Origin of the sequence: Streptomyces alfalfae, assembly GCF_004127445.1 — a bacterium.
Taxonomy (GTDB): Bacteria; Actinomycetota; Actinomycetes; order Streptomycetales; family Streptomycetaceae; genus Streptomyces; species Streptomyces alfalfae.
In genome coordinates this window covers 325,067-349,684 of sequence record NZ_QEXM01000057.1, presented here as the reverse complement: position 1 = coordinate 349,684, position 24,618 = coordinate 325,067, and the positions used below count along the sequence as shown (strand labels likewise).

General features: G+C 72.6%; 12 protein-coding genes. 5 read left to right on the top strand and 7 right to left on the bottom strand.

The annotated features are described in order from the left end of the window. Positions 1-32 precede the first annotated feature (32 nt). The 5 genes from DCW30_RS36060 to DCW30_RS36040 are packed head-to-tail and all read right to left on the bottom strand — an operon-like array spanning position 33 to position 11,636. Complete coding sequence (locus DCW30_RS36060; protein ID WP_076682732.1) at positions 33-728, bottom strand: formyltransferase family protein; 696 nt, start codon at positions 726-728, stop codon at positions 33-35. Next, positions 728-1,966, bottom strand: a complete 1,239-nt coding sequence (locus tag DCW30_RS36055) for a cytochrome P450 (RefSeq protein WP_076682734.1) — start codon at positions 1,964-1,966, stop codon at positions 728-730. Before DCW30_RS36055 ends, DCW30_RS36060 begins: the two co-directional genes overlap by 1 nt. Then, the gene (locus tag DCW30_RS36050) at positions 1,963-3,747 is read right to left on the bottom strand and encodes a beta-ketoacyl synthase N-terminal-like domain-containing protein (protein ID WP_076682736.1); all 1,785 of its coding nucleotides are present in this window, start codon (positions 3,745-3,747) and stop codon (positions 1,963-1,965) included. Before DCW30_RS36050 ends, DCW30_RS36055 begins: the two co-directional genes overlap by 4 nt. Before the next feature lie 36 nt (positions 3,748-3,783). Continuing rightward, complete coding sequence (locus tag DCW30_RS36045) at positions 3,784-5,604, bottom strand: non-ribosomal peptide synthetase (protein ID WP_076682738.1); 1,821 nt, start codon at positions 5,602-5,604, stop codon at positions 3,784-3,786. Further along, the gene (locus DCW30_RS36040; RefSeq protein ID WP_076682740.1) at positions 5,601-11,636 is read right to left on the bottom strand and encodes a type I polyketide synthase; all 6,036 of its coding nucleotides are present in this window, start codon (positions 11,634-11,636) and stop codon (positions 5,601-5,603) included. Before DCW30_RS36040 ends, DCW30_RS36045 begins: the two co-directional genes overlap by 4 nt. Positions 11,637-12,478: 842 nt before the next feature. Between DCW30_RS36040 and DCW30_RS36035 the strand changes: the two genes are divergently transcribed. Both DCW30_RS36035 and DCW30_RS36030 read left to right on the top strand, forming a co-directional pair. Beyond that, a complete protein-coding gene (locus tag DCW30_RS36035) occupies positions 12,479-13,858 on the top strand; it encodes an MFS transporter (protein WP_232627017.1) in 1,380 nt (459 codons plus the stop codon). A gap of 386 nt (positions 13,859-14,244) precedes the next feature. Further along, positions 14,245-15,654, top strand: coding sequence for a PP2C family protein-serine/threonine phosphatase (locus DCW30_RS36030; protein WP_076682742.1), 1,410 nt, complete (start codon positions 14,245-14,247; stop codon positions 15,652-15,654). 83 nt (positions 15,655-15,737) lie between these two features. Here the strand turns inward: DCW30_RS36030 and DCW30_RS36025 are convergent, their stop codons facing one another. Further along, the gene (locus DCW30_RS36025; RefSeq protein ID WP_076682744.1) at positions 15,738-17,231 is read right to left on the bottom strand and encodes a DNA-binding protein NsdB; all 1,494 of its coding nucleotides are present in this window, start codon (positions 17,229-17,231) and stop codon (positions 15,738-15,740) included. A 236-nt stretch (positions 17,232-17,467) separates the two neighbouring features. Here DCW30_RS36025 and DCW30_RS36020 point away from each other — a divergent pair, with 236 nt between their 5' ends. The 3 genes from DCW30_RS36020 to DCW30_RS36010 all read left to right on the top strand — a co-directional run bounded on the left by DCW30_RS36020 (position 17,468) and on the right by DCW30_RS36010 (position 22,049). Next, positions 17,468-18,655 (top strand): aminoglycoside phosphotransferase family protein, encoded by a 1,188-nt coding sequence (locus DCW30_RS36020; RefSeq protein ID WP_076682746.1) that lies wholly within the window; start codon positions 17,468-17,470, stop codon positions 18,653-18,655. A gap of 268 nt (positions 18,656-18,923) precedes the next feature. Next, complete coding sequence (locus DCW30_RS36015) at positions 18,924-19,757, top strand: alpha/beta hydrolase (protein WP_076682748.1); 834 nt, start codon at positions 18,924-18,926, stop codon at positions 19,755-19,757. Between the two features lie 300 nt (positions 19,758-20,057). After that, positions 20,058-22,049 carry an N-acetylmuramoyl-L-alanine amidase gene (locus tag DCW30_RS36010; protein WP_076682750.1) on the top strand — a complete coding sequence of 664 codons (1,992 nt, stop codon included), beginning with the start codon at positions 20,058-20,060 and terminating at the stop codon, positions 22,047-22,049. 100 nt (positions 22,050-22,149) lie between these two features. Here DCW30_RS36010 and DCW30_RS36005 read toward each other — a convergent pair whose 3' ends face one another. Further along, positions 22,150-24,483, bottom strand: a complete 2,334-nt coding sequence (locus tag DCW30_RS36005; RefSeq protein ID WP_076682751.1) for a glycoside hydrolase family 95 protein — start codon at positions 24,481-24,483, stop codon at positions 22,150-22,152. Positions 24,484-24,618: the final 135 nt, after the last annotated feature.

Genomic DNA, 24,618 nt, shown 5'->3' with positions numbered 1-24,618 from the left:
GGCGCGAGGCCCGGCCTCGGGAGCGCCCGGTCTCACCGCGTGTGCAGCGCCCACCTGCTCCCGTTGACCTGGGCCGTCCCCGGCAGCGCGATGAGTTCGGGCTTGAACAGCGGCGGCGCTCCCATCGCGGGCTCCCAGGTCGCCAGTTCCTCGTCCTGGGGGACCTCGATCCGCCGTCCCTCGGCGAGGTCGGCGACCACCCTGAGCAGCAGCCGCACACCGAGCGGCGCCAGGTGATCGCGCCACAGGCTCTGCGCGGTCGAGCCCGGGGGCACGAACAGGTGCTCCTGGGCGGCGAGCGGCCCCGCGTCGGTGCGCTCGGTGAGGTGGTAGACGCTGCCGCCCGTCACCTTGTCGCCGTCGCGGACCGTCCACCGGATCGCGTCCCTGCCACGGTGCAGCGGCAGCAGGCTGGGGTGGTAGCCGATGGTGGCGACGGCGGCCCTGGCTCGCGTGTGACGGCCGAGGAAGGCGTGCGAGTGGGCGGCGATGATGATGTCCACGCCGTCCGGCACGTGCATCGCGCGCAGCTCGGCCGAGTCCGTCCAGGCGATGTCCCTGGGGTAGGCCCAGGCCCGCAGGCGGTCCCAGGACATGGCGTCGCTCTCGTCGGTCCGTCCTTTGCGCAGCCGGGGCGCGGCCACACCGAGGATCTTGTGCCCCTCGTCGAGCAGCGCGTCCGCGACCTGCACCGCGAACGCTCCCTGCCCCGAGACGTAGATGTTCATCACTCGCCCTCCTTCAGTCCCGAGCGGTCGGGCAGGAACCGCACCGGCAGCGCCGAGAACCCGGTCAGGAAGTTGGACCGGATGCGCGGGGCCTCGCCGGTCCGCTCGAATCCGGTGGTGAAGTCCCGCAGCGCCATGAGCAGTTCGGCGATCTCGACCTTCGCGAGATAGGAGCCGACGCAGAAGTGCGGGCCGTAGCCGAAGGCCAGGTGCTTGTTGGGGGTGCGGCCGAGGTCGAACACTTCGGGCCGCTCGAAGACCCGCTCGTCGCGGTTGCCCGAGGCGTGCCAGAGCGTGACGATCTCGCCCGGTCGCAGCCGTACGCCGTGCAGTTCGGTCTCGCGGACGACGCTGCGTCCGAAGTGCATCGTGGGCGACGCCCAGCGCAGCACCTCGTCCACGGCGGTGTCGACCGACACCTCGCCCGCCTTGAGCCGCCTCCACTGCTCGGTCTCGGCGGCGAGCGTGTGGACGGCGTCGATCATCGTGAGGCGGCTGGTCTCGTCGCCCCCGATGATCAGGCTGTAGCAGTTGAGCACCACGTCCTCGTCGGAGAGCGGCACGCCGTCGATGGAGCTGGCGACGAGCATGCTGATCACGTCGTCGCCGGGCGCCTCGCGCCGCTCCTCCACGAGGTCCATGAAGTACATCAGGATCTCGTTGCGGGCCATCTCGGAGTCGACCTCGTCGACGTCCTCGTCATCGGTCGACAGGGCGGTCTTGGTCAGCCCGAGCAGGAACTCCCTGTCCTGTCCGGGCACTCCGAGCAGATTCGAGATCGTCGTCATCGGGATGCGGCTCGCGATCTCCTCGGCGAAGTCGCAGCCGCCGGTCTCGACCGCCTCCCGTATCCACTGCCGGGTGTTGACCCGTACCGTCCCCGCGACCTCGTCGAGCACCCGGGGCGAGAGCACCCGCTGCAGGATCTTGCGCAGCTCGTGGTGGCGGTGGCCGTCGGTGACGGCCAGCATGCGGCCGGCCCCGGCGTCGCCGCCCTCCAGGAGGGTGACCAGGACGTTGCCGCGCTCCGACGTGAAGTGCGTGTCGTCGCGGTAGGTGGTCATGATGTCGTCGTGGCGGGTGAGCACCCAGAACCCCTTGCGGCCGCCGGCGGGCGGGTTCCAGTGCACCGGGGCGGTGTCCCGCAGGGTGCGCCAGAACGCGTCGAGGCCGTGGCCGGTGAAGGTGTCGGGGTCGCCCAGGTCCCTGGTGTCCAGTGCCGGTGCGCTCATGGTCACCAGTCCGTGCGCCAGAACCGGCGCGGCTGGAAGGGATAGGTCGGCAGCGGCACGCGGTGGCTGTCCTCCCCCTGGTGCAGGGAGGCGAAGTCCACCTGCTGCCCCGTGACCCAGGCGGCGGCGACACCGGCCAGCGCGTCGGCGTCCGTGGCGGCGCACACGATCCCGTGGTCGTTGCGCGGGAAGGAGGAGGCGTCCGCGCGCGGCGCGGCGGCGGTCTCGGTGACCTGCCCGCCCGTGGCGTCCCCCGACAGGGCCGCGATCAGCTCCGCGCGGCTGCGGACGACGGCCGCCCAGCGGCGGGCCATCACCTTGCGGCCGAGGTTGAGGCTGAAGCAGACGTCGTCGAGCCGCAGGCCGGGGTCGGCGACCAGCCGGTCCTTCAGCCGCGCCCGCTGGCGTGCCAGGGCCTCGTCGTCCAGGGCGGAGAGGGTGGCGATGCGCGGCCTGCCCTCGGCCTCGGGTGCGCGCTCCGCGACCGCCGGGGCCTCTTCGAGGACGAGGTGGGCGTTGTAGCCACCGCCGCCGATCGAGGTGATGCCGGCGCGGCGGATGCCCGCTTCCGTCCCCCAGTCGGCCGTCTCGATCTGCGGCACGAAGGGGGTGCTGGGGAAGTCGAGGTCTTCGTTGACCTCCGTGAGGTTGATCGTCGCGGGCAGCGTCTTGTGGTGCAGGGCGAGCGCGGCCTTGATCGCGCCGAAGCCGCCGGAGACCACACCGCCGTGGCCGACGTTGCCCTTGACGCCGCCGATCGAGGTGGTGGCGGTCTGCTTGCCGAACGCCATGCTCGCCGCGTGCACCTCCAGTTCGTCGGTCATCGGCATGCCGAGCCCGTTGGCCTCGTACAGGGAGACCGTGTCCGGGGTGACTCCGCCGACCTCCATGGCGTTGGCGATGCACGCGCTCAGGCGCTCGGGCTGGGCGAGGCCGTAGGCCATCGCGCTGACGCCGTTGTTGTTGACGGCCGAGCCCTTGACCACGGCGTAGACGTGGTCGCGGTCGGCGACGGCCTGGGCGACCGGCTTGAGCAGCACCGTGACGACGCCGCTGGACAGGGCGGTGCCCGTGCCGTTGGCGTCGAACGGGCGGCAGTGGCCGTCCTTGGAGAGGACGCGGTTCTCCTCCCACAGGTGGCCGCGGGGGTGCGGGAGTCGGACCATGGAACCGCCGGCCACCGCCATGTCGGTCTGGCCGAGCAGCAGTGACTGGCAGGCCAGGTGCACCGCGTAGTGGAAGCCCGCGCAGACCGCGGCGACGGTGACGGCCTCGCCGGTCAGGCCCATGTAGTACAGCGCGTTGGACGTCATGGTGTCCGGCGACCACGCCAGGCTGGCCTCGATCGCCTCGGGGCCGACCGACACACGGTCGGGCGGGGAGCTGTAGAGCGCGGCGGTCTGCGGGTTGTTGGCGCCGTAGACGCCCACTTCGCAGCCGACCCGCTCGGGGTCGTAGCCGCCGTCCTCGAATGCCTCCCAGGCGCTCTCCAGGAAGAGCCGGTTCTCCGGGGTCATCGCGGCCGCCATCCGGTCGCTGATGCCGAACACCGACGGGTCGAACTTGTCGTACGTGTCGAGCACACCGCAGGCCCGCACATAGAAGGGACTGTGGATCAGGGTCTCGTCGACGTGGATGTCGTCCTTGGCGAGGAACGACACGGACTCCCTGCCGTGGACGAGGTTGTCCCAGAACTGCTCCTTGGTGCGGGCGCCGGGCGCTCGCAGGGACATGCCGATGACGGCGACGTCACCCGGGTCGTAGTCCTGCTCGGGGCTTTCGGTCATGGAAGGGCTCCTGCTTCGTCTCGGGTCGGGGGTGACTCAGCTGCCGTTCGAGGCGGCGCGGCCCCGCAGCGCGGCGCGGCGGGTGTTGGCGCGGCGGCGGGCGGAGGTGACCACCTCGGGGGTGGCCCCGCTCTCCTCGTCGAGCCAGCGGCCGAGGGAGGCGATGTCACGGAAGCTGAACAGGTCGGGCACGCGGACGCGGCGGCCGAACCGCCTGGTCATCAGTCGGGCGAGGCGGACGAGGAGCAGCGAGTCGCCGCCGAGGTCGTAGAAGGCGGCCTTGACGTCGATGCCCGCGGGTTCGAGGTCGAGGAGCTGGCCCCAGATCTCCGCGAGCGCCACCTCGGTCGGTGTGCTCGCGGCCGTCATGGGGGCGTCGGCGCCGGCGGCCGGCGGTTCGGGCAGCGCGGCGCGGTCGAGCTTCCCGCCGGGCGCGAGCGGAAGGGCGGGCAGGAACACGAGCGTCGCCGGCACCATGTAGTCGGGCAGTTCGGTGGCGAGCCTGCCGTTGACGGTGGACTGGAGAGCGGCGTCGAGCCGGACGTCGTCGCCGGCGTCGCCCTCCGGCACGACGTAGCCGATCAGCCGGTTGCCGCGGACGACGGCGGCGGCCTCCCTGACCTCGGGGCAGCCGGTCAGGCGGGCCTCGACCTCCTCCAGCTCGATGCGGTAGCCGCGCAGCTTGACCTGGTGGTCGGTGCGGCCGCCGAAGCGGAGTTCGCCGTCCTCGGTGAGCGTGACCACATCACCCGTGCGGTACATGCGCTCACCGTCCACGAACGGGTCGGGCAGGAACCGCTCGGCCGTGGTCTCCGGCCGGTTGACATAGCCGTGGGCCAGGCCGGCGCCGCCGATGTACAGCTCTCCGGGGACTCCGGCCGGCAGCCGCCGCCTGTCCTCGTCGAGCACGTAGGCGCGGGCGTGGGCCGACGGCAGGCCGAGCGTCGGCTCACCGGCGCCGTCCCTCGGGACGAGCCCGAACGAGCAGAAGACGGTTCCCTCGGTGGGCCCGTAGGCGTTGAAGACCCGGTCGGCGCCGGTCTCCGCGTACGCCCGGTCCACCAGTTTGCGCCGCAGGGGCTCGCCGCCGAACACGATCGTGCGGACGCGGGGCGGCAGGTATCCGGCGTCGAGCAGCCCGTTCATCACCGAGGGGACGGCGTTGAGGTGCGTGATCCTGTCGGCGTACGGGCTCTCCGGCAGGTGGACGGCGCTCTGCACGAGCACGACCGCCCCGCCGCGGCACAGCGCGCCGAAGATCTCCATCACGGACATGTCGAAGCAGACCGAACTCGCCGCCGAGACGCCGCTCAGGTCGCAGCCCTCGAAGACCCGGTCCAGCTCGGCCAGCATCGCGACGCAGCCCGGGTGGTGGATGGCGACGCCCTTCGGGCGGCCGGTGGAGCCGGAGGTGTAGATGATGTACGCGGTGTCCTCGGGCACGACCGGCACGGGCCGCTCGCCGGGTTCGGTCCGCACGCTCTCGTCGAGCACGACCACGGTCGGCCCGGCCGGACAGTTGGCCCGGGAGGCGGGTGTGGTCAGCAGCAGCCGGGTGCCGCTGTCCCGGACCATGAACGCCAGGCGTTCGGCGGGGTAGTCGGGGTCGAGGGGCACGTAGCAGGAGCCGGCGCGCAGCGTGGCGAGGAGGGCGACGAGCAGGTCGGGGGTGCGCTCCACGCAGATGCCGACGGGGACGCCGGGTCCCGCGCCGTCGGTGACGAGGCGTTCGGCGAGGGCGCGGGAGCGCTCGTCGAGTTCGCCGTAGGTCATGACGCCCGCGTCGGAGTAGACCGCGGGGGCGGCGGGGTTCTTGACGGCCTGCTCGATGAACTCGGAGTGCAGGGTGTCGGTCACTGGTCCGTCCCTTCGGGGCGGCCGGCCGGCGCGATGTCCTTCAGGGCCAGGTCGGGGTGGGCGATCGAGTCGAAGAGCACGGTGCGGTAGAGCGCGAGCAGGTCCGTCACGGTCTGCCTCTCCAGATAGCTCGGTTTGTACTGGATGTGGCCGGCCACCTCGCCGTCGATGTCGGCCATGGAGATCTCCAGGTCGAACTTGGCGAGGTGCCTGCGCACCTGGAGCGGTTCGAGCGGCAGGGCGCTCTGGGGCGTGATGGTGTCGCCGACGCCGTGGAAGAGCTTCACGGAGCGGGGGAAGGCGTCCGACGACAGCCAGTTGACCACCACGTCGAACCACGGGGAGCGGCCCTCTGCCCTCGGCGGTTTCAGGGAGGCCGCCAGCAGGTCGAGGGGGTAGTTCATGTGTTCGAGCAGGCCCAGCGAGAAGGCGTGGACCTCGCCGAGGAGATCGCGGAAGCAGCGGTCGCCCGCCGGTTTCGCCCGGACGAGCACGGTGTTCAGGTAGTAGCCGACGGCGGACTCCCAGCCCGGTTCGGCGCGCTGGGCGATGGCCGTGGCCAGTACGGAGTCCTCGGCTCCGGTCGCCCGGTTGAGCGTGGCGAAGAACCCGGCGAGCACGACCGTGCTGATCGACACGCCCTCGCGGACGGCGAACTCCCGGAGCAGCCGGCTCTCCTCGGCGCTCCAGCGGAACGTGAGGTCGCGGCCCTCGTATGTCACGCCCGGCGGACGCTCCTTGGCAGAGAGGTCCAGATGGGCGGGCGGATCGGCCAGCCGCCGCGTCCACCAGTCGAGCGCCGCGTCGGCCGCGGGGCCCGAGAGCCACTGCCGCTCCCACTCGACGAACTCGGTGTAGGGGGCGGGCGGCGTGCCGTCGGCGGGGTCGGCGCCCTCGTAGAACTCCTGGAGTTCGCGGATCATCACGTCCGCCGACGCCGCGTCCGACGCGATGTGGTGGACGAGCACCAGCAGGTAGTGGTCCTCGGGGCCGCGGTTCATCAGGACCACCCGCACGAGCGGGCCGTTGTCGATGTCGAGCGGCGCGTGGCCCAGTTCGGCCAGTTCCTCGCGGGCCTCCTCGTCGTCCAGCTCCGTGCTGTCGACGACCGCGAACTCGTACACCGGTTCCTCCAGGATGACCTGGTACGGGCGGCCGCCGGCCTCCACGAAGAGCGTGCGCAGCGCCGGGTGCCGCCGCATCACGGCCGCCACGGCGCGCTCCAGCGCCTTCTCGTCGACGGCGGCGCGGATGCGGGCGGCGACCATGAAGTTGTAGGGCACGGCGTCCGGCGAGACCATCTGCATGAACCACAGCGAGGCCTGGCCGTGCGAGGTCGGGGCCAGTTCGAGCCCCAGGCCGTCGGCGCGCAGCTGGTCGGCGGCCGGTGCGTCGGTGGGGTCGATCAGCCCGCGCGCGGCCAGTTCCTCCAGGAGTTCTTCGGCGTCCAGGTCGGAGAGGTCGTCGAGGAAGGGGTGGGTGGGCCTCCGCCCGGGCGCGGGTTCGGCCGCCGCTCGCGGTTCCCGTGCCGGGGCCGGGGCCTGCTGTGTCTGCGCGGTCGCGGGCGGTCCGCCGGTGAGTTCGACGAAGTGCCCGACGACCGCGGAGATGGTGCGGCCGTCCAGGAACACCACCGGTGACACCCGCTCCCCGAACAGCGCCTGCATCCGGTTGACCAGGCGGATCGCCAGCATCGAGTCCAGTCCGAACTCGCGCAGCGTCGCGTTCTCGTCGAACCTGCTCACCGGCACGCCGAGGCCGTCGGCGAGCTCGGCGAGGACGACGTCCCGCACCGACGTGGCCGCCGGGGCGGTCCGTGCGGGCTGCCGCTCCACCCGCTCGGCCACCGCCACCGGTTCGACGGCGGCCGGGGCGGGGGCCGCCGCGGTCTGGGGCCGGGGCTCGGTGTCGAGCCAGTAGCGGTCCTTCTGCCACTGCACGAGCGGGGTCTCCACCACCTCGACGTCGTCCCCGAACAGCGGGTCGAAGGTCAGCGGCAGGCCCCTGACGTACAGCGACGCGACGGCCCCCAGCAGGCAGCGGACGTCGCTCTCCTGGCGCCGCAGGGAGTTGACCGCGTGCACCTGGGCGCCGCGGGTCACCGCGATCTCCTCGACCGCGCCGCGCAGCGTCTCGTGCGGGCCGATCTCGATGAACGTGCCGATCCCCTCGTCGACCAGGCCCCCGATCGTCTCGGCGAACCGGACCTGGTTGCGCAGGTTGTGCACCCAGTACTCGACGTCGGCGACCGGGTCCACCGTGTCGGCCAGCGCCGTGGAACGGAACGGGATGGTGTTCGTCAGCGGGGTGATGCCCGCGATGCTCTCGCGCAGCGGCTGGAGCAGCGGGTCCATGCCGGGGCTGTGCACCGGCCGCTCGACACGGATGCGCCTGGTCGAGATCCCGTCCCGCAGCAGGTCGGCCTCCAGGGCGGCGACGGCTTTGGGGGAGCCCGAGACGGCCGCGCTGGTGGGGCTGTTGACCACGGCGACGGCCGCGTGCTCGGCGTACGGGGCGAGCCTCGGCAGCAGTTCCGCCTCCGGCAGGTCGACGGAGATCATGGCGCCGGCCGCCGCCTTCCTTTCGAGCAGGTGCGACCGGGCGACCACCACGCGGGCCGCGTCCCCGAGCGAGAGCGATCCGGCGACACAGGCCGCCGCGACCTCGCCGAGGCTGTGCCCGACGACGGCGACCGGCTCGACGCCGAGCCCGAGCCAGACCTTCGCCAGGGAGACCTGGAGGGCGAACAGGACGGGCTGCTGGAGGTCCATTTCCTCGTAGCGCGCCTCTTCGGCGGGGGCGGCGAGCCGGTCGAGCACCGAGCCGCCGCCCGCCGCGCGCACGGCGTCGTCGCAGGCGGTCATCCACGTGCGGAACCCGGCGTGGACGCGCAGCAGCTCCCGGCCCATGCCGACCCACTGCGTGCCGCCGCCGGAGAACACCAGCGCCACCCGCCGGTCGCCGTTGCCCGCGACGGCGCCGGTCATGACGTCGGGGTGCGGCCGGCCCGCGGCGACCCGGGCGAGTCCGTCGAGGACGTCCTGCCGGGTACGGGCGAACAGCGCCACCCGGTGGTTGTGGTGGGTGCGCCTGGTCGCGAGGGTGTAGGCGAGGTCGGAGACGCGCAGTCCCGCGTCGCGCTCGACGTGGTTGGACAGCTCACGGCAGGTGTCGGCCAGCGCGCCCGGTGTACGCGCCGAGACGGTCACGAGCTGCGTCCGCTCGTCGGCGGCGGCCTCGGCCCCGCTCGGGGCGGCGTGGCGTCCCCGGTCGCCCGCGAGGAAGGGGTGGGGTGCGACGGGGTGGCCCGCGGTGTACAGGGCGCCGAGCGAGCCGAGCAGGACCGCGGCCTCGTCGGCGCCGCGCCGCAGCGAGGGCAGGGTGGCCGCAGCGGGCAGGATCTCCGAGACCGACTTGAGCAGGACGGGGTGGGGGCTGACCTCGATCACCGCGTCGATGTCGTGGTCCCGCAGGGTGGTCAGGGCGTCGACCATCCGGATCTCCCGGCGCAGGTTGTCCGCCCAGTAGTCGGGGCCCAGCTCCGCGCCGTCGACGCGCTCGCCGGTGACCGTCGAGATCATCGGGATGCGCGTGGTGCGGGGCGCGATGTCCGCCAGTTCGGCCTTGAGCGGGGCGAGGACGTGGTCGACCAGGGGTGAGTGCGGGGCGTGGCCCATGCGCACCCGGTGGTGGGTGACGCCCTCGTCGGTCAGCCGCTGGACGAGGTCGTCGATCTCCTGCGGTGTGCCGGTCACCAGGGTGGAGTGCAGGCCGTTGCGGCCGGAGACGGTGAGCTGTCCTGTCAGGTGCCGCTCGGCCTCGTCCGCGCCGGTCATGACGACGATGCCCTCGCCGCGCCCCACGGCGAGCTGCTGGAGGAGCCGGCCGTGGTGGGCGGCGAGACGCGAGGCGTCGTCGAAGTCGAGGGCTCCCGCGATGTGGGACGCGGCGAACTCGCCGACGCTCTGCCCCACGACGACGTCCGGTTCGACCCCCAGCGCGCGCCAGGTGTCGGCCAGCGCCACCTGGAGGGAGAACAGCAGCGGCTGGAAGACGTCCATGTCGTCGATGCGCCCATCGGGCGCCAGCAGCTGCTCGACGAGCGAGAAGCCGAGCAGCTCCCGCATCCGCCGGTCGGAGCGCATCAGGGAGCGGCGGAACACGGGCATTCCGGCGAGCAGGCGCCGGCCCATGCCCGCCCACTGCGAGCCGTTGCCCGAGAACAGGAACGCCACCCGCGGCTTGCGCGCGCCCCGCTCCCCCACGCTCAGCCCGGCGGCGCTCGCACCGCTGCCGAACGCGTCGAGCTGCGCCCTGAGTTCGGTCATGCCGGACGCGGCGGCGGCGAGCCGGAACGCGCCGTCACCGGGCGAGCGGCGGCAGAGCGCCCGCAGGTCGCTCTCGTCACGCAGCGCCGCGGCCCGCTCGGCGAGCGCCTCGCGGGAGTCCGCGGCGAGGAGCAGCAGCGAGCTCTCGGGGCGCGGCAGCTCCTCGACGGCGACGTGGCAGATCGCGCCGCCGAAGCCGAAGGAGCTGACGCCGCCGCGGCGCGCGTCGGACCGGCGCGGCCACGGCGTCAGCCGGTCCTGGACGGTGAGGCGGTACTCGTCGAACATGATCTGCGGGTTCGGGGCGGTGTAGTGCAGGCTCGGCGGCAGCACGCCGTTGCGCATCGAGAGGGCGAGCTTGACCAGGCCGACGATGCCGGCCGCCGCCTCCAGGTGCCCGACGTTGGACTTGACGGAGCCGAGGCGCAGCGGTTCCGCGCGGTCGCCGCCGAGGACCGCCCCGATGGCGTTGGCCTCGATGGGGTCGCCGAGGGGGGTGGCGGAGCCGTGGCACTCGATGTAGTCCACCAGGTGCGGGTCGATGCCGGCCCGCTGGTAGGCGGTGCGCAGCATCTTCTCCTGCGCCTGGGGATTCGGCGCGGTCATGCCGTTGCTCAGGCCGTCGTTGTGGGAGGAGCTGCCCTTGATCAGGCAGTACACCGGCAGGTCGCGTTCGAGGGCGACACTCAGCGGGGCGAGCACGACGACGCCGGCGCCCTCACCGCGCACGTAGCCGTCGGCGCGGGCGTCGAAGGACTTGCAGCGGCCGTCGGGGGCGAGCGCGCCCATGGCGTCCATGGCGGTGTAGTAGTCGGAGACGAAGCTCAGATTGACGCCGCCGGCGAGGACCAGGTCGCTCTCGCCGAGCCAGATCGACTGGCACCCCACGTGTACGGAGACCAGTGATCCGGCGCAGGCGGCGTCGATGGCCATGCTCGGGCCCTGCAGTCCGAGGATGTAGGAGACGCGGTTGGCGATGATGCCGTCGTGCATCCCGGTGGCGGTGTGCGGGGTGATCTGGCTGTCCGGGCCGCGGTAGTGCGCGAGGGCGGCGTAGTCGCCCCAGCAGGAGGCCATGAACACGCCGGTGTCGCTGCCGACGAGGCTGTGCGGCGCGACCCCCGCGTCTTCGAGTGCCTCCCAGGCCAGTTCGAGGATCAGGCGCTGCTGCGGGTCCATCTGGACGGCCTCGCGCGGTGAGATGCCGAAGAAGAGCGGATCGAACTGGTCGATGCCGTCGATGAACCCGCCCCAGCGCACCCGGTCGTTCAGGAGCTCGCGGCGCACGGCGGGCACCGGTCCGACGGCGTCGCGTCCCTCGGACAGCAGCCGCCAGAACGCGGCGGGGTCGGGGCCGCCGGGGAAGCGGCAGCCGATGCCCACGACCGCCACGGGTTCGTGCGACGCCGTACGGCGGGGTCCGCTCGGGGCGGCGGCCTGCTCGGCCCGCGGGCCGTCGGCGAGCGCGCGGGCGAGCGCGTCGACGGTGGGGTACTGCCACATCCAGGTGACCGGAACTTTCCAGCCGAGGAATTCGGTCAACGAGGCGGCGAGAGTCGACAACTTCAGCGAATCCAGGCCATACCGCTGCATCGGTGTCGAGCGGTCCACGGCGTATCCGGACAGGTCCATCAAGTCGGCGACACGGGAAAGCAGGAACTCCGTTATGGCATGCGAATCTCGTACTGCGCGCGCTGGGGGCATTTCGGCTCCTCGGCAGGGCGGATCGAATGGGCCGGTGCGGTGCGTGGCCGGCTGCTTTATGGCTCGGGGAATCCGCCGCCCTGTTCGGGAGCGGCGGATCGGGTGAATGCGGCGCACCGGCGGCCGTGCTGGAGGCGTGCTGGCCGGGGCCGGTGACGGCAATGGGTACGGGCCGGCGCACAGGCGGCCGACGTTCGGAATGGCTCAGGACACGGAAGCTTCGCTTCTACGCGTCGAGTGCGGCGATGGCGATGGCCCGAGGGGCACCCCGGGTCAGAGGCGGAGGGACCCGTGACGTGCTGGGCGGAGCGTGCCGTCCCGGACGGGAAGGCATGTCTGAAGAGAAACTGGTACCCGCACCGCGGTCCGACCCCCGTTAAGTCGTCCTGGCTGAATCGGACACGCAATCCGATTCAGGATCACTCCCGGCGGTCCGGCCGCCGGCGTACATCGTGCGTTTTCCTGGGCGATTCACTGTGCCGGTCGGGAATTACGTGGTCCGACGTGGAACGTAGCACCGGGTACTCGCCCGACCGACGGACTGCACACTGCCACTCTGTGAATGGTGGAACAAGAGTGCCCCGTGGGCCGGATGATGCACTGGCGTGAAATGAACCCCCGGTGACCGGTTCGCCCTCTTGCCGCGCAATGGCTTTGATGCGGTATGGCCGTCATGGTGCGCAAGGGGCGGAAGGGCCCGTCTGGACAGCGGGTCGAACGGCGTTGCAAGCTCTCGCCATGAAAATCTTGAACCACGGTCAGGCGCCGGCCGAGGCCCGCACCGCTGGAGGAATGAGCACCCGATCAGGGCCCGGCCGAAGCGAGTTCACCGGGGGGCCCGCGTGACCGGTACCGAGGTGATGTCCCGGCAGCGGCCGGGCCTCGCGCTGGGGGTGCTCGCCGGGGCGCTCGCCCTGGACGTGAGCGGTCTCGCGGTGCTCAACGCCGCGCTGCCCTCCGTGGGCGACCGGTTCGACATGGCCGACTCCACGCTCCAGTGGGTCATGATCGCCTACGCCGTCACGTTCGCCGGCTTCCTGCTGGTGGGCGGCCGCCTGGCCGATGTGTTCGGCCGCCGCAGGGTGTTCGAGGCCGGTGTCGCGCTGTTCACGGTGGCCGCGCTGGCCGGGGCGCTGGCCCCGGACACCGGGGTGCTGCTCGGCGCGCGGGCGGTCCAGGGCATCGGCGCAGCCCTGTCGGGGCCTGCCGCGCTGGCGCTGCTGACCGAGGTGTTCCCGGCCGGTCCCGCGCGGAACCGGGCCCTGAGCGTGTACGCGGCGGTCGGCGCCGCGAGCTTCAGCGGCGGGGTGCTCCTCGGCGGTGTGCTGACCCAGTTCTTCGGCTGGCGCTCCGTGCTGTGGTTCTCGGTGCTCCTCGGCCTCGCCGTGCTGGCGGCGACGCGCGCCGGGCTGCCCGACGGGGCCGGGCGCGGCGGCGGGCTCGACCTGCCGGGCGCGATATCGGGCACCCTCGGCCTCACCCTGCTGGTCGTCGGCGCGAGCAGTCACGGGGCTCTGGCCTGGATCTCGCTCGCCGCCGCGGTGGCGTTCCTCCTGCTCTTCGTCGTACGCGAGCACCGCACCCCCGACCCGGTCCTCCCGCTCGGCCTCTTCCGCGTCTCCTCGGTGCGCTCCGCGAGCCTCGCGGCGTTCCTCCAGTACATGGGCTCGGTCGGGCAGCTCTTCTTCGCGCCGCTGTATCTGCAGGACATGCTGGACTACTCCCCGCTGGAGTCCGGCCTCGCCCTGGTGCCGATGTCGGCGGGCGTCTTCCTCACCGCCAACTTCGCCACCGGCCGCCTGCTGGCCAGGTACACGCCGCGCACGCTGATGGTCGTCGGGCTCGTCCTGATCGGCGCGGGCACGGCGCTGTGGATGAGCACACCGCACGACGGCGACTACCTGCTGCACGTGCTGCCCGGCCTGCTGATCAGCGGCATCGGCCAGGGTCTGAACTTCCCCTCGATGACGTCCGCCGCCCTCACCGGCGTCCCGCCGGAGGGCCACGCGGTCGCGGGCGCGGTGAACGTGGTGGCCCAGCAGATCGGCGCGAGCGTCGGCGTGGCGGTCATGGTCCTCGCCGCGGCGACCAGCGACGACACACTCGGCGGCTACCACATCGCGTATCTGGTGGGCGGCGCCGCGTGTCTGGTCGGAGCGGTGGTCATCGCCACGACGGGCCGCGGGAAGGAGCCCGCCGGGGAGGGCCCGCTCGGGCAGTAGAGCACGCTCGGCCGGGCACGGGGCGGCGTCCTGCCCGGCCGGCCCGAGCGCGGGTCGGCACACGCGCTCGACCGTCGAACACGCCCTGGAACCTGTCCGGGTACGGAACGGGACGGACCGGAGCGACGCAGACGAACCGATCCTTCCCGCTCTCCGGCACCAGGCGGGAACCCCGCATTCCGACCCGAAACACCTACGCGTTCTTCACCACAAATCCATGGACTTACGCCCCAGTAAGCACATACCCGCAGGACAAAGGCATATGCCGTAAGCATCACTGCATCGACTGTTGCCAAATCCCTTACAGGCCCCCACCCGCTGTGCCAAAGTCATGAGCGGTCCCTACCGCCGAGCCGGTTCGCGCCGCCTCTCCACCGGAGCACCCCATGCCGTCCCACGTCTTCGCGGATCACACCGCCGCCCAGCCGCCCGAGCGCGGCGCGGTCGACGCGCTGATCTCGCAGGCACGCCGCCTGCGCGGCGAGGTGGACGCCATGCGGCGCGAGACCGCGCCCGACGGGGGCGACCCGGCGGGACGCTGGCAGCGGGCGCTGTGCGACCTGGCGGTGCACCAGCTCAACGACCTCGACGCCCATCTCGCCCAGCTGCGGGACGGCCCGCCGTGCGTCGTGGGGGAACCCGCGGCGCCGGCCGGGACCGCGGAGCGGGACCCGCGGCGGGGCTCGCTCCTGAGCCGGGTCGGCAGCGCCGAGTGGGATCTCCTCACCGACGAGGCCACCTGGTCCGGCGAGCTCTACGAGATCCTGGGCCGCGACACGGCCGCCCCACCCCTCTCCCTGGACGAACTCCCCTCCCTCGTACACGCCGAGGACCAGCCCCGGCTCACCGCGATGGTCACGGACTGCCTCGTCGACGGAAAGCCGATCGACGGCGAGTTCCGCGTCCTGCGGCGGGGCGGCGGCGTCCGCCAGGTGCACATGATGGGCGAGCCGGTCCTCGCCCCCGACGGCTCCACCGCCTCCATGTGGGCGGTCCTGCGGGACGTGAGCGAGCTGCGCCGCAGCAGGGTCGCCGTCCACGAGAGCCAGGACTCGCTGCGGCGTCCGCGCCACGGCGCGGAGACCGATCCCCGCCTCGCGGCCGCCCTCCAGGAAGCGGTCCTGCCGCCCTGGCGCGACACCCTGCGCTTCACCGCCGGCGGCCTGGACCTGGCCGCCGACCACCTCCCCTCCTCCACCGGCGCACCGATCGGCGGCGACTGGCACGACGCCCTCCAACTGCCGAACGGCGACGCCCTGTTGAGCGTCGGCGACCTCACAGGGCCCGGCGTCACCGGCGCCTCCGGCATGGCGATGCTGCTCGGCGCCCTGCGCGGCACGGCGGTCACCGGAGCGGGCCCCGCCCACCTCCTCGGCTGGCTGAACCAGCTCATGGAGGCCACCGCGCGGCCCGCCACCGGCAGCGCCGTCTGCTGCCGCTACGACCCGGCGGCCCACCGCCTCACCTGGGCGCAGGCCGGGCACCCCGCCCCGCTGCTGTTCCGCGAAGGGGCGGGCCGCGCGCTGACGCCACCGGTCGGCGCACCCCTCGGGTCCCCCTCCGGAGCCTCGTACGCGCAGGCCGACGTACAACTGCGCCCGGGTGACCTCCTGTTGCTCCGCACCGACGGTCTGGTCCCCCGGTGCGACCGGGACGCGGCCACGACCGAACTTCTCTCGATGGCACCCCGCTTCACCGGGGCGCTCAGCGCGCAGGACTGCGTGCGCGCCGTCATGGAGGCGTTCGACGAGGTGCCGCGTGAGGCCGACGCCTGTCTGCTGATGGCACGGGTGTGACCCGCGCCTGACGACACGGTCCGGCCGGTCGCCCTCGGTTCGGTGGTGAGGACGGGCTCGGGCCGGTGTTCAGGACGGGCGCGTCACGCCCTCGCCGTCCTGCCCCCCGCCTTGACCCCCTTCGGCAGCGCGAGCTTGATCTCCTCGCGCAGGTCCTGGATCTTCGGGTAGTCGGAGTACTGCGCGGTCAGCCGGAACATCTCGCGCAGCCGGTCCCAGGTGCGGTGGGAGGAGTTGGAGTTTATCGACACCAGGGCCAGGCGTGCGTAGCGGTCGGCCTGCTCCGGGTCGTCGGCGATGAAGCAGGCGGAGGCCAGCGAGATGTAGTCGAAGATCTGCGAGCGGTCGCGGCCCTTGGCCCGCAGCTCGATGGCGAGTTTGGCGTGCCGCTGCGCGACGCTCGCCGCCGCCGGGTCGTGTTCGGCGAGCGTGCGGTAGGCCAGGGCCTGCATGCCGTGCAGGTCCGCCTCGTCGAACATCTGCATCCAGCTCGGCGGCTCCACGTCCCCCTTGTCGGAGACGAAGAGGTCCTCGGCGAGGCCGAGCGTGCGCCGCATGGCCTGGCCGCGCCCCATCGACGCCTGCGCCCAGGCCTCGATGGTGTACAGCATGGCCTTGGTGCGCGGCAGGGCCTCCTCACCGCCGCCGGACTTGGCCAGCTTCATCAGGTCCAGGGCGTCGTCCGGCTTGCCGAGGTGCACCATCTGGCGCGCGGCCCGCGACAGGGCCTCCCCGGCACGCGGCCGGTCCCCGCCCTCCCGCGCCGCGTGCGCCGCGATGACGAAGTACTTCTGCGCCGTGGGTTCGAGGCCGACGTCGTGCGACATCCAGCCGGCGAGGACGGCGAGGTTGGCGGCGACGCCCCACAGGCGTCGCTGGAGGTGGTCGGGGTGGCGGTAGGCGAGCATGCCGCCCACCTCGTTGAGCTGGCCCACCACGGCCTTGCGCTGGAGTCCGCCGCCGCGGGACGCGTCCCAGGCGCGGAACACCTCGACCGAGCGCTCCAGCTCCTCGATCTCCTGGGAGCCGATGGGAGCGGCCTCGTAGCGGTCGGCGGCTGCGGGGTCGACGTGCAGGGGGTCGTGGGTACGGGGGGCGTCGGCCGCGAGGGCCGGGTCGGCGTGCAGCCAGTCATGCATGGCGCTGCTGAGCGCGGAGCCTGCGGCAAGCGCAGCGCCCGCGCCCACCAAGCCGCGTCGGTTGAGCATGAGGTCCATTCCCGTGAATTCGGTGAGGACCGCGGCCGTCCGCTCGGGCGCCCACGGCACGCCGTCGGGGTGCTCCACACTCCCGTCGCCCTGCCGCTTCCCTGGGCGTCCCTGCCGGACCAGACCGAGATCCTCAGTGGTCACGACACGGCCGAGACGCTCGGTGAACAGGACCGCCAGCACCCGCGGCACCGGATCGCGGGGGATCTCCCCCGTGTCGATCCACCGCCGCACCCGCGAGGTGTCGGTGGCCAGCTGGGGATGGCCCATGGCCGCCGCCTGCCGGTTCACCAGCCTCGCGAGCTCACCCTTGGACCAGCCGGCCAGGGCGAACAGGTCCGAAAGGCGGGTGTTGGGTTGTCCGTTCACGTCAAGCCCCCAGGTTCTCGGCTGAGTTGACAGTAACCGCCTGTCAGTTGCTGAGCGACTATTCGCCAGGGTTCGCCAGGGTGCGCCAGATGGTGTGCCAGGGGGCCCCGGGTGTCAGGTAGGAGTGCGCCACCCCGACCCGGTCGCCGCAAGGCACTCCCCAGGGTGCACCCGAAAGCGGCCGGGCCGGGAGGTGCACGCAATGCAACAGGCACACGAAGGGATCTGTATCGCCCATGCACACAGCATCGTCCTCCGTGTCCGCCCCGCCCCGGCCGCCGCACCCGCGTCCTCCCGCCCAGCGGAGCCGCGAGATGCCCCCCTCACCGGGAAGCGGCCCTTATCTGGAGCCGGTGCGGTCCTCCGCCGCGCAGCTCGGCGTCGGCCGTGCGCACCGTCCGCCCGGGGCCGGCACACAACCGCTCAGCGGGAGACTCGACTTGTCCGGCCCCCACGGGGCGCAACTGCGCGGCGCGATCGCTTCGGTGCACCGCATCTGCCCGGAGTTCAACCCCGTACAGGTGCTCCGCCGCAACGGCCGCACCGCCCTGCTCATCGGCACCGTCGGGCGCGGCGCCGCCGTCGCCAAGTGCCTGCTCGACCACTCGCCCGCCTGGTCGGAGCGGCTGCGGCACGAAATAGCCGCTTACCGTTCCTTCGTCCGCCACCGCCCGCCGGTCAGGGCGCCGCGGCTCATCGCCGCGGACCCCGACGACTGCACGCTGGTCATCGAGCGGATGCCGGGACGTGTGGCGGCGTTGCAGCGGCATCCGATCGAAACCCCGCCGCGGGCGGACATCCGCGCGGCGCTCGGTTCCGTCGTCCGCCTCAACCGCTGGCAGCCGCCGATGGAGATGTTCGGCAGGCCGATGGACTACGGCAGGCGGATCGCCCGCTTCCACGAGCTGGGCCTGCTGACCGACCGGGACATGGGCGACCTGCAGAAACTGCTGCACGGGATCGCGCACTCGGCCGTCCACCAGGGCGGCGGGCCGTACGCGATGTGGCAGTTCTGCCACGGCGACGCCCTGCTCTCGAACATCCTGCTCTCGCCGCCGGGACCCGTCCTCGTCGACTGGGAGCACGCGGGCTGGTACCTGCCGGGATACGACCTGGCGACGCTGTGGGCGGTCCTCGGTGACGCCCCGGTGGCGCGGCGCGAGATCAGCCAGCTGGCGCAGTCGGCGGGTCCGGCGGCGCGCGACGCCTTCCTGGTGAACCTGATGCTGGTGCTGACCCGCGAGATCCGTACGTACGAGATGGCCGTGCAGCGCTCGATGCACGGTACGACCCCGGCGGCGCCGGGCGCGGCCCATCCCGGTGCTGTGCCGTCCGGCGAGGAACAGCGGCTGCTGCTGAGGCGGCTGCACGACGACTGCCAGCTGGCCCGCCGGGCCGTGCGAGCGGCGGTCGGCACTCGCTGACGGGGACGGAGGCCCGCGGCGCGCCAAGGGGGGCCCGGGCGCACCGCGGACCTTCGTATGCCCCTGGTCTGCGCCTGCGGCCATGCCGGCGGGAACCGCCCGGCGGCCTATGCCGCGATGGCCCGCCGCTCGGGTCGCGTGCGCGCGCCGCTCGGGTCGCGCCCGCTTTGGTCGCGTGCGCGCGCCGCTTTGGGCGTGAGGGCGGGAGTATCGGCCATGCTGTCACGTTCCCTCTACGGCTGCGGACTTGTGACCGTAGCGTCAGGGTATGTCCGTCACTGACGCAGAGCAGATCGACCGGGCCAACGCCTCCGGTCGCACCCCGGTCGTGTTCGTGCACGGCCTGTGGATGCTGGCAAGCAGCTGGGACCACTGGCTCCCGCACTTCGAGGCCGCCGGGTACGCGCCGGTCGCGCTGACCTGGCCCGGTGAACCGGCGACGGTGGCCGAGGCCCGCGAGCGCCCCGAGGCCATCGCGGGCAAGACCGTCAAGATCGTCGCCGACCACCTGGCGGGCCTGATCGGCACGCTGGAGCGCAGGCCCGCCGTCATCGGGCACTCCGTGGGCGGGCTGCTCACGCAGATCCTCGCGGGGCGCGGCCTGTCCGCGGTCTCCGTGGCGATCGACCCGGCGCCGTTCCGCGGCGTCCTGGCGCTGCCCCTGTCGACGATGCGCTCGCTGCGCCCCGTGATCGCCAACCCGGCCGACCGCAAGCGCGCCAAGCTCCTGACCTTCCCCCAGTTCCGCTACGCGTACGCCAACGCCGTCAGCGAGGAGGAGGCCAGGGCCATCTACGACCGCTACGCCGTGCCGGCGCCCTGCGTCGTGCCCGCGCAGGCGGCGATGGCCAACCTCAATCCGCGCACCGAGGCCAGGGCGGACTGCCGGACCGTGCGGCGCGGCCCGCTGCTGATCATCTCCGGGGGGAAGGACAACGCGGTGCCCTGGGCGATGGCGAACGGCGCGTACAAGCGGCAGAAGGGCAACGCCTCCGTCACGGAGATCGTCGAGCTGCACGGGCGGGACCACGCGCTGACCCTGGACAGCCGGTGGGGGGAGGTCGCCGACACCGCCCTCGCGTTCGTGCGCCGCTTCGTCTGAGCGGCACGCCGCCGCGTCCGGGCCGCCGACGCGGGCGTGCACGGCGGGCGCGCACAGGTGTCGTGCTCATCCGAACAGGTGGTCTTCACTCCGCTCATTGGTCCACGCCACTGACGCACCGCAGGCGGTATGGCCTCCCTGGCGAAAAACTCTCCCTGACCGGGCCGGACCAGCGCTGACTCGGGAAACCGCTTGTCCTGAGCATGATTGACGGATCGTCGGTCAGCCGGTACCACTGACGCACGCCCGGCCCGCACGTCCCGTCACGCTTCACCGGCCCAGACGTCCCAGGAGGCTGCATTGCGAGCATCCGCCCGCGCCCGTACGTCGTCCGCGCGCAGACGCACCATCAGGACGGCGGGCGCCCTCGCGTCGGCCGGGCTGCTGGTGCCGCTGCTCGGCGCGGCCCCGTCACCCGGCGCCGACCGACCGTCGTCCGACACCGACCTCCAGGGCGCCTTCGCCGCCGCGTCCGCGGAGTACCGCGTGCCGCAGAGCGTGCTGCTCGGCGTCTCCTACCTCCAGTCACGCTGGGACGCGCACGGTGGCGCGGCCAGCGTCACCGGCGGCTACGGCCCCATGCACCTGACCGACGCGCGCACCGCCCTGGCCGCCGCCTCGCACCACAGCGAGGGCACGGAGGACCCGCGCGGCGACACCTCGCGTCCCGCGAAGCCGCCGAAGGCGCACGTGCCCGCGGAGAGCGAGGTCCCCGCGCGGCTCATGACGCTGCCGCGCGCGGCGGAGCTGACCGGCCTGCCCGCCGAGAAGCTGCGTACCGACGTGGCCGCGAACGTGGAGGGCGGCGCGGCGCTGCTCGCAGCGGCCCAGAAGAAGCTCGGCAAGCCGCTGGGCGGTGATCCCGCCGACTGGTACGGCGCGGTCGCCCGCTTCTCCATGGCGGACGACGAGGCGACGGCGGCGACGTACGCCAATGACGTGTTCGCCGTCATCCGCGACGGCGAGCGGCGCACCACGGACGCGGGACAGCGCGTGACGCTCGCGCCGGTCCCGGGGCTCAGGCCCGACGCCGCGCAGGTCGAGCGCATGGGTCTGCGCAAGGCGCCGACGGGCGGCACGGAGTGCCCCAAGACCGTCGCGTGCGAGTGGATCCCCGCGCCGTACGAGGAGTTCAAGGACCCCAACGGAAACCCCGACTACGGCAACCACGACCTCGGGGACCGGCCCAAGAGTCAGAGCATCGACTCGATCGTCATCCATGACACCGAGGGCCGGTGGGAGGGTGTCCTGAAGATGGTGCAGGACCCGACCTACGTGTCGTGGCAGTACTCCCTGCGCTCCACCGACGGCCACATCGCCCAGCACGTGAAGGCCAAGGACGTCGCCTGGCACGCGGGCAACTGGTACGTGAACTCCACGTCGATCGGGCTGGAGCACGAGGGCTTCCTCGTCGCCCCCGACACCTGGTACACCGAGGCCATGTACCGGACGTCGGCCCGTCTGGTGAAGTACCTCGCCAAGCGGTACGACATCCCGCTGGACCGGCAGCACATCCTGGGCCACGACAACGTCCAGGGCACGACGAGCGCCGGCATCCCGGGCATGCACACCGACCCGGGCCCCTACTGGGACTGGCAGCACTACTTCACGCTGCTCGGCAAGCCGTTCAAGCGCACGGCGGGCGCGAAGGGCGGCGTGGTGACGGTGGCTCCGGAGTACGCCCGGAACAGGCCGGAGTACACGGGCTGCGAGAAGCCGGGCCAGAAGTGCGTGCCGCACGGTTCGGCGGCGGTGCGCGTGCACACCGAGCCGCGCGACGACGCCCCGCTGATCAAGGACATCGGCAAGCGGCCCGGCGGCCAGGACTCCACGATCGACGTGAACGACGTCGGCGCCCGGCTCTCGACCGGCCAGCAGTACGCGGTCGCCGAGCGCAGGGGCGACTGGACGGCCGTCTGGTACCTCGGCCAGAAGGCCTGGTTCAAGAACCCGAAGAAGCAGCCCACGGCGGTCGACGCCAAGGGCCTGGTGGTGACGCCGAAGGAGGGCGCCACGGAGGTGCCGGTCTACGGCCGGGCCTACCCGGAGAAGGAGGCCTACCCTGCGGGCGTGCCCGTCCAGGCCGTCTCGCCGCTGCCGTACAAGATCCTCGCGGGCCAGAAGTACGTGGTCGGCGACAAGGTCCCCGGTGAGTACTTCTACGCGCCGACGTTCGACACCGCGCCGCACAAGGTGGTGCGCGGCAAGGACATGTACTACGTGATCCAGTACGGGCACCGGATCGGGTACGTGCGGGCGGCCGATGTGCGGGTGGCTCCCTCGTCGAAGTGACGGTGGCACGACCGGCCGGGTCCGGGTCCGCGTGGGGGCGGGCCGGGGCCCGGCTTCCGTGCGTCTGCGTGGCTGTGCGGCTGTGTCGGCTGCGGGCGGCTCAGCCGAAGACGTGGCGCTGTCCGGCGCGGGCCCGGAAGGTCTTCGTCCCGCCTGGGAACAGGGTGGAGCGCAGGGTGAGTTCACGGGTGCGCGACGCCCTGACGGCGACGCGGGTGGCGCGGCCCGCCGCCCAGGTGAGGTCGAGCGTGGCGCCGCCGCGTGCGCGCAGGCCGCTGACCGAGCCGTCCGGCCAGCTCGCGGGCAGTGCGGGCAGGATGTCGAGCACGCCGTGCTGGCTCTGCAGCAGCATCTCCACGATGCCGGAGGTCGCCCCGAAGTTGCCGTCGATCTGGAACGGCGGGTGGGTGTCCCAGAGGTTGGGCAGCGTGGAGGACGTGAGCTGTTCGCCGAGCATCCTGTGGGCGTGGTCGCCGTCGCGCAGCCGCGCCCAGAAGTTGATCTTCCAGGCCTTGGACCAGCCGGTGCCGCCGTCGCCGCGCGCCATGAGCGAGACCTTCGCCGCGTCGGCGTACGCGCTGCCCGCCTCGATCTGCCGTCCGGGGTGCAGGGCGTAGAGGTGGGAGACGTGCCGGTGCTCGTCGGTCCTGTCGTCGAGGTCGGCCTTCCACTCCTGGAGCTGGCCCCACGAGCCGATCCGCAGCCCCGGGTCGAGGTCGGCCAGGGTCCGTTCGAGCTCGGTGCGGAACGCGCGTGAGTCACCGAGGACCCGGGCCGCCTGAAGGGTGTTGGTGAACAGGTCGTGGACGATCTGCTGGGCCATGGCGCCGCCCGCGGTGAAGTCCCCGTGCTCGGGCGAGTAGCTGGGCGTGACGACCAGCTTGCCGTCGCGCGGGTCGGTGCGCAGGTTGTCCAGCCAGAACTCCGCGGCCTCCTTCAGCACCGGGTAGGCCGTGGTGCGCAGGTAATCCGTGGAGCCGCTGAAGCGGTAGTGCTCGTAGAGCTGGGCGGTGAGCCAGGCCGCGGCTTCGGGGAACCAGAAGGCGGTCGACCAGTCGTGCGCTCCGGTGAACCCGTAGGGGTTGGTCTCGTTGTGCACGACCCAGCCGCGGCTTCCGAACATCTCCTCGGCGGTGCGGCGGCCCGGCGCGCGCAGCGCCTCGACGAAGCGGTCGTAGGGGGCGGCGGTCTCCGCGAGGTTGGCGGCCTCGGCGGGCCAGTAGTTCATCTGGAGGTTGATGTTGGTGTGGTGGTCCGCCGACCAGGGCGGGGTGGTGCTGTTGTTCCAGACGCCCTGGAGGTTGGCGGGCAGGGAGCCCGCGCGCGAGGAGGCGATGAGGAGGTAGCGCCCGTACTGGAAGAACAGCGCTTCGAGCGCGCGGTCGGCGGGGCTCGCGCCGCCCCCGTACTCCTTGAGCAGCCGGTCGGTGGGCACGTCCGCGGGCATGGCCTGCCCGATGTCGAGGGCGACGCGGCCGAACAGGGCGCGGTGGTCGCGCAGGTGCCGGGCGCGAAGTGCCGCGTGGCCCGCCGCGACGGCCTTGTCCACGGTCCGCGTGACGTCGGCGTGCGGGTCGTCGCCCCGGTAGCGGGGGTAGGTGTCGGCGTAGTCGGTGCCGGCGGCGAGGACGAACCAGACGCTGTCGGCGCCGGTGACCGTGACGCTGCCGTCGGCGTCGGCGACGCGGGTGCCGCCCCGGTGTCCGACGCGCAGCTGTGCCTCGAAGGCCAGGCCGTTGTCGGCGAGCGCGCCGCGCACCGTGATCCGGTCGCCGTCCGCCGTCGCGGTGGAGTCGGCGCGGGGCGAGGAGTACCGCAGGGTGCAGGTGACCTCGCCGGCACGGTCGGCGAAGAGCAGCCCGACGATCACCCCGTGCGGGTACGAGGCGAAGAACTCCCGCTGGTGGCGCACCTGTTGGTGCTCGTACGTGACGGTCGCGAGCCCTTGTGCGAGATCGAGCGCACGGCGGTAGCCGGCGCCGGGCTCGGCCGGGGCCCCGGGCACGTCGATGTGCAGGTCGCCGAAGGTCTGGTGGGCGCCGTAGCCGCGTCTGGCCTGGCCGAGCCGGTCCGCGACCGCGTCGGGGGCGAGCCGCCCCTCGGCGTCGAGTTCCGCGCGGACCCCGTCGAGGGCGCCGGGTCTCGGGGCGCGCCAGTTGCCGAAGTCGTAGCCGCCCTTCGATCCCGGGCCGCCGGTCCACAGTGTCTTCTCGTTGAACTGGAGCCGTTCGGAGGCGAGGGTTCCGAAGACCATGGCGCCGAGGGCGCCGTTGCCGATGGGCAGGGCCTCGCGCTCCCAGTCGGCGGCGGGAGTGGCGTACCAGAGCCGCAAGTCATCGGAGGTGTCACCCGCCGCCCCCTCGGCGGCCCCGGCGTCGGTGAGCGCTCCGCTCCCGGCCACCAGCATGGCGGCGGGGCCCAGCGCCGACGTCATCGTGGCTCTTCGCGTGATCCCCTGAGAGGTCCCCTGAGTCATGACCGGCCACGCTAAAGGTCCGATGACTGGGTGGCAAGACAGGAAACAGCCCCGCTCCATGGACAGAACGGGGCGGCACTTGGACGGATGTGG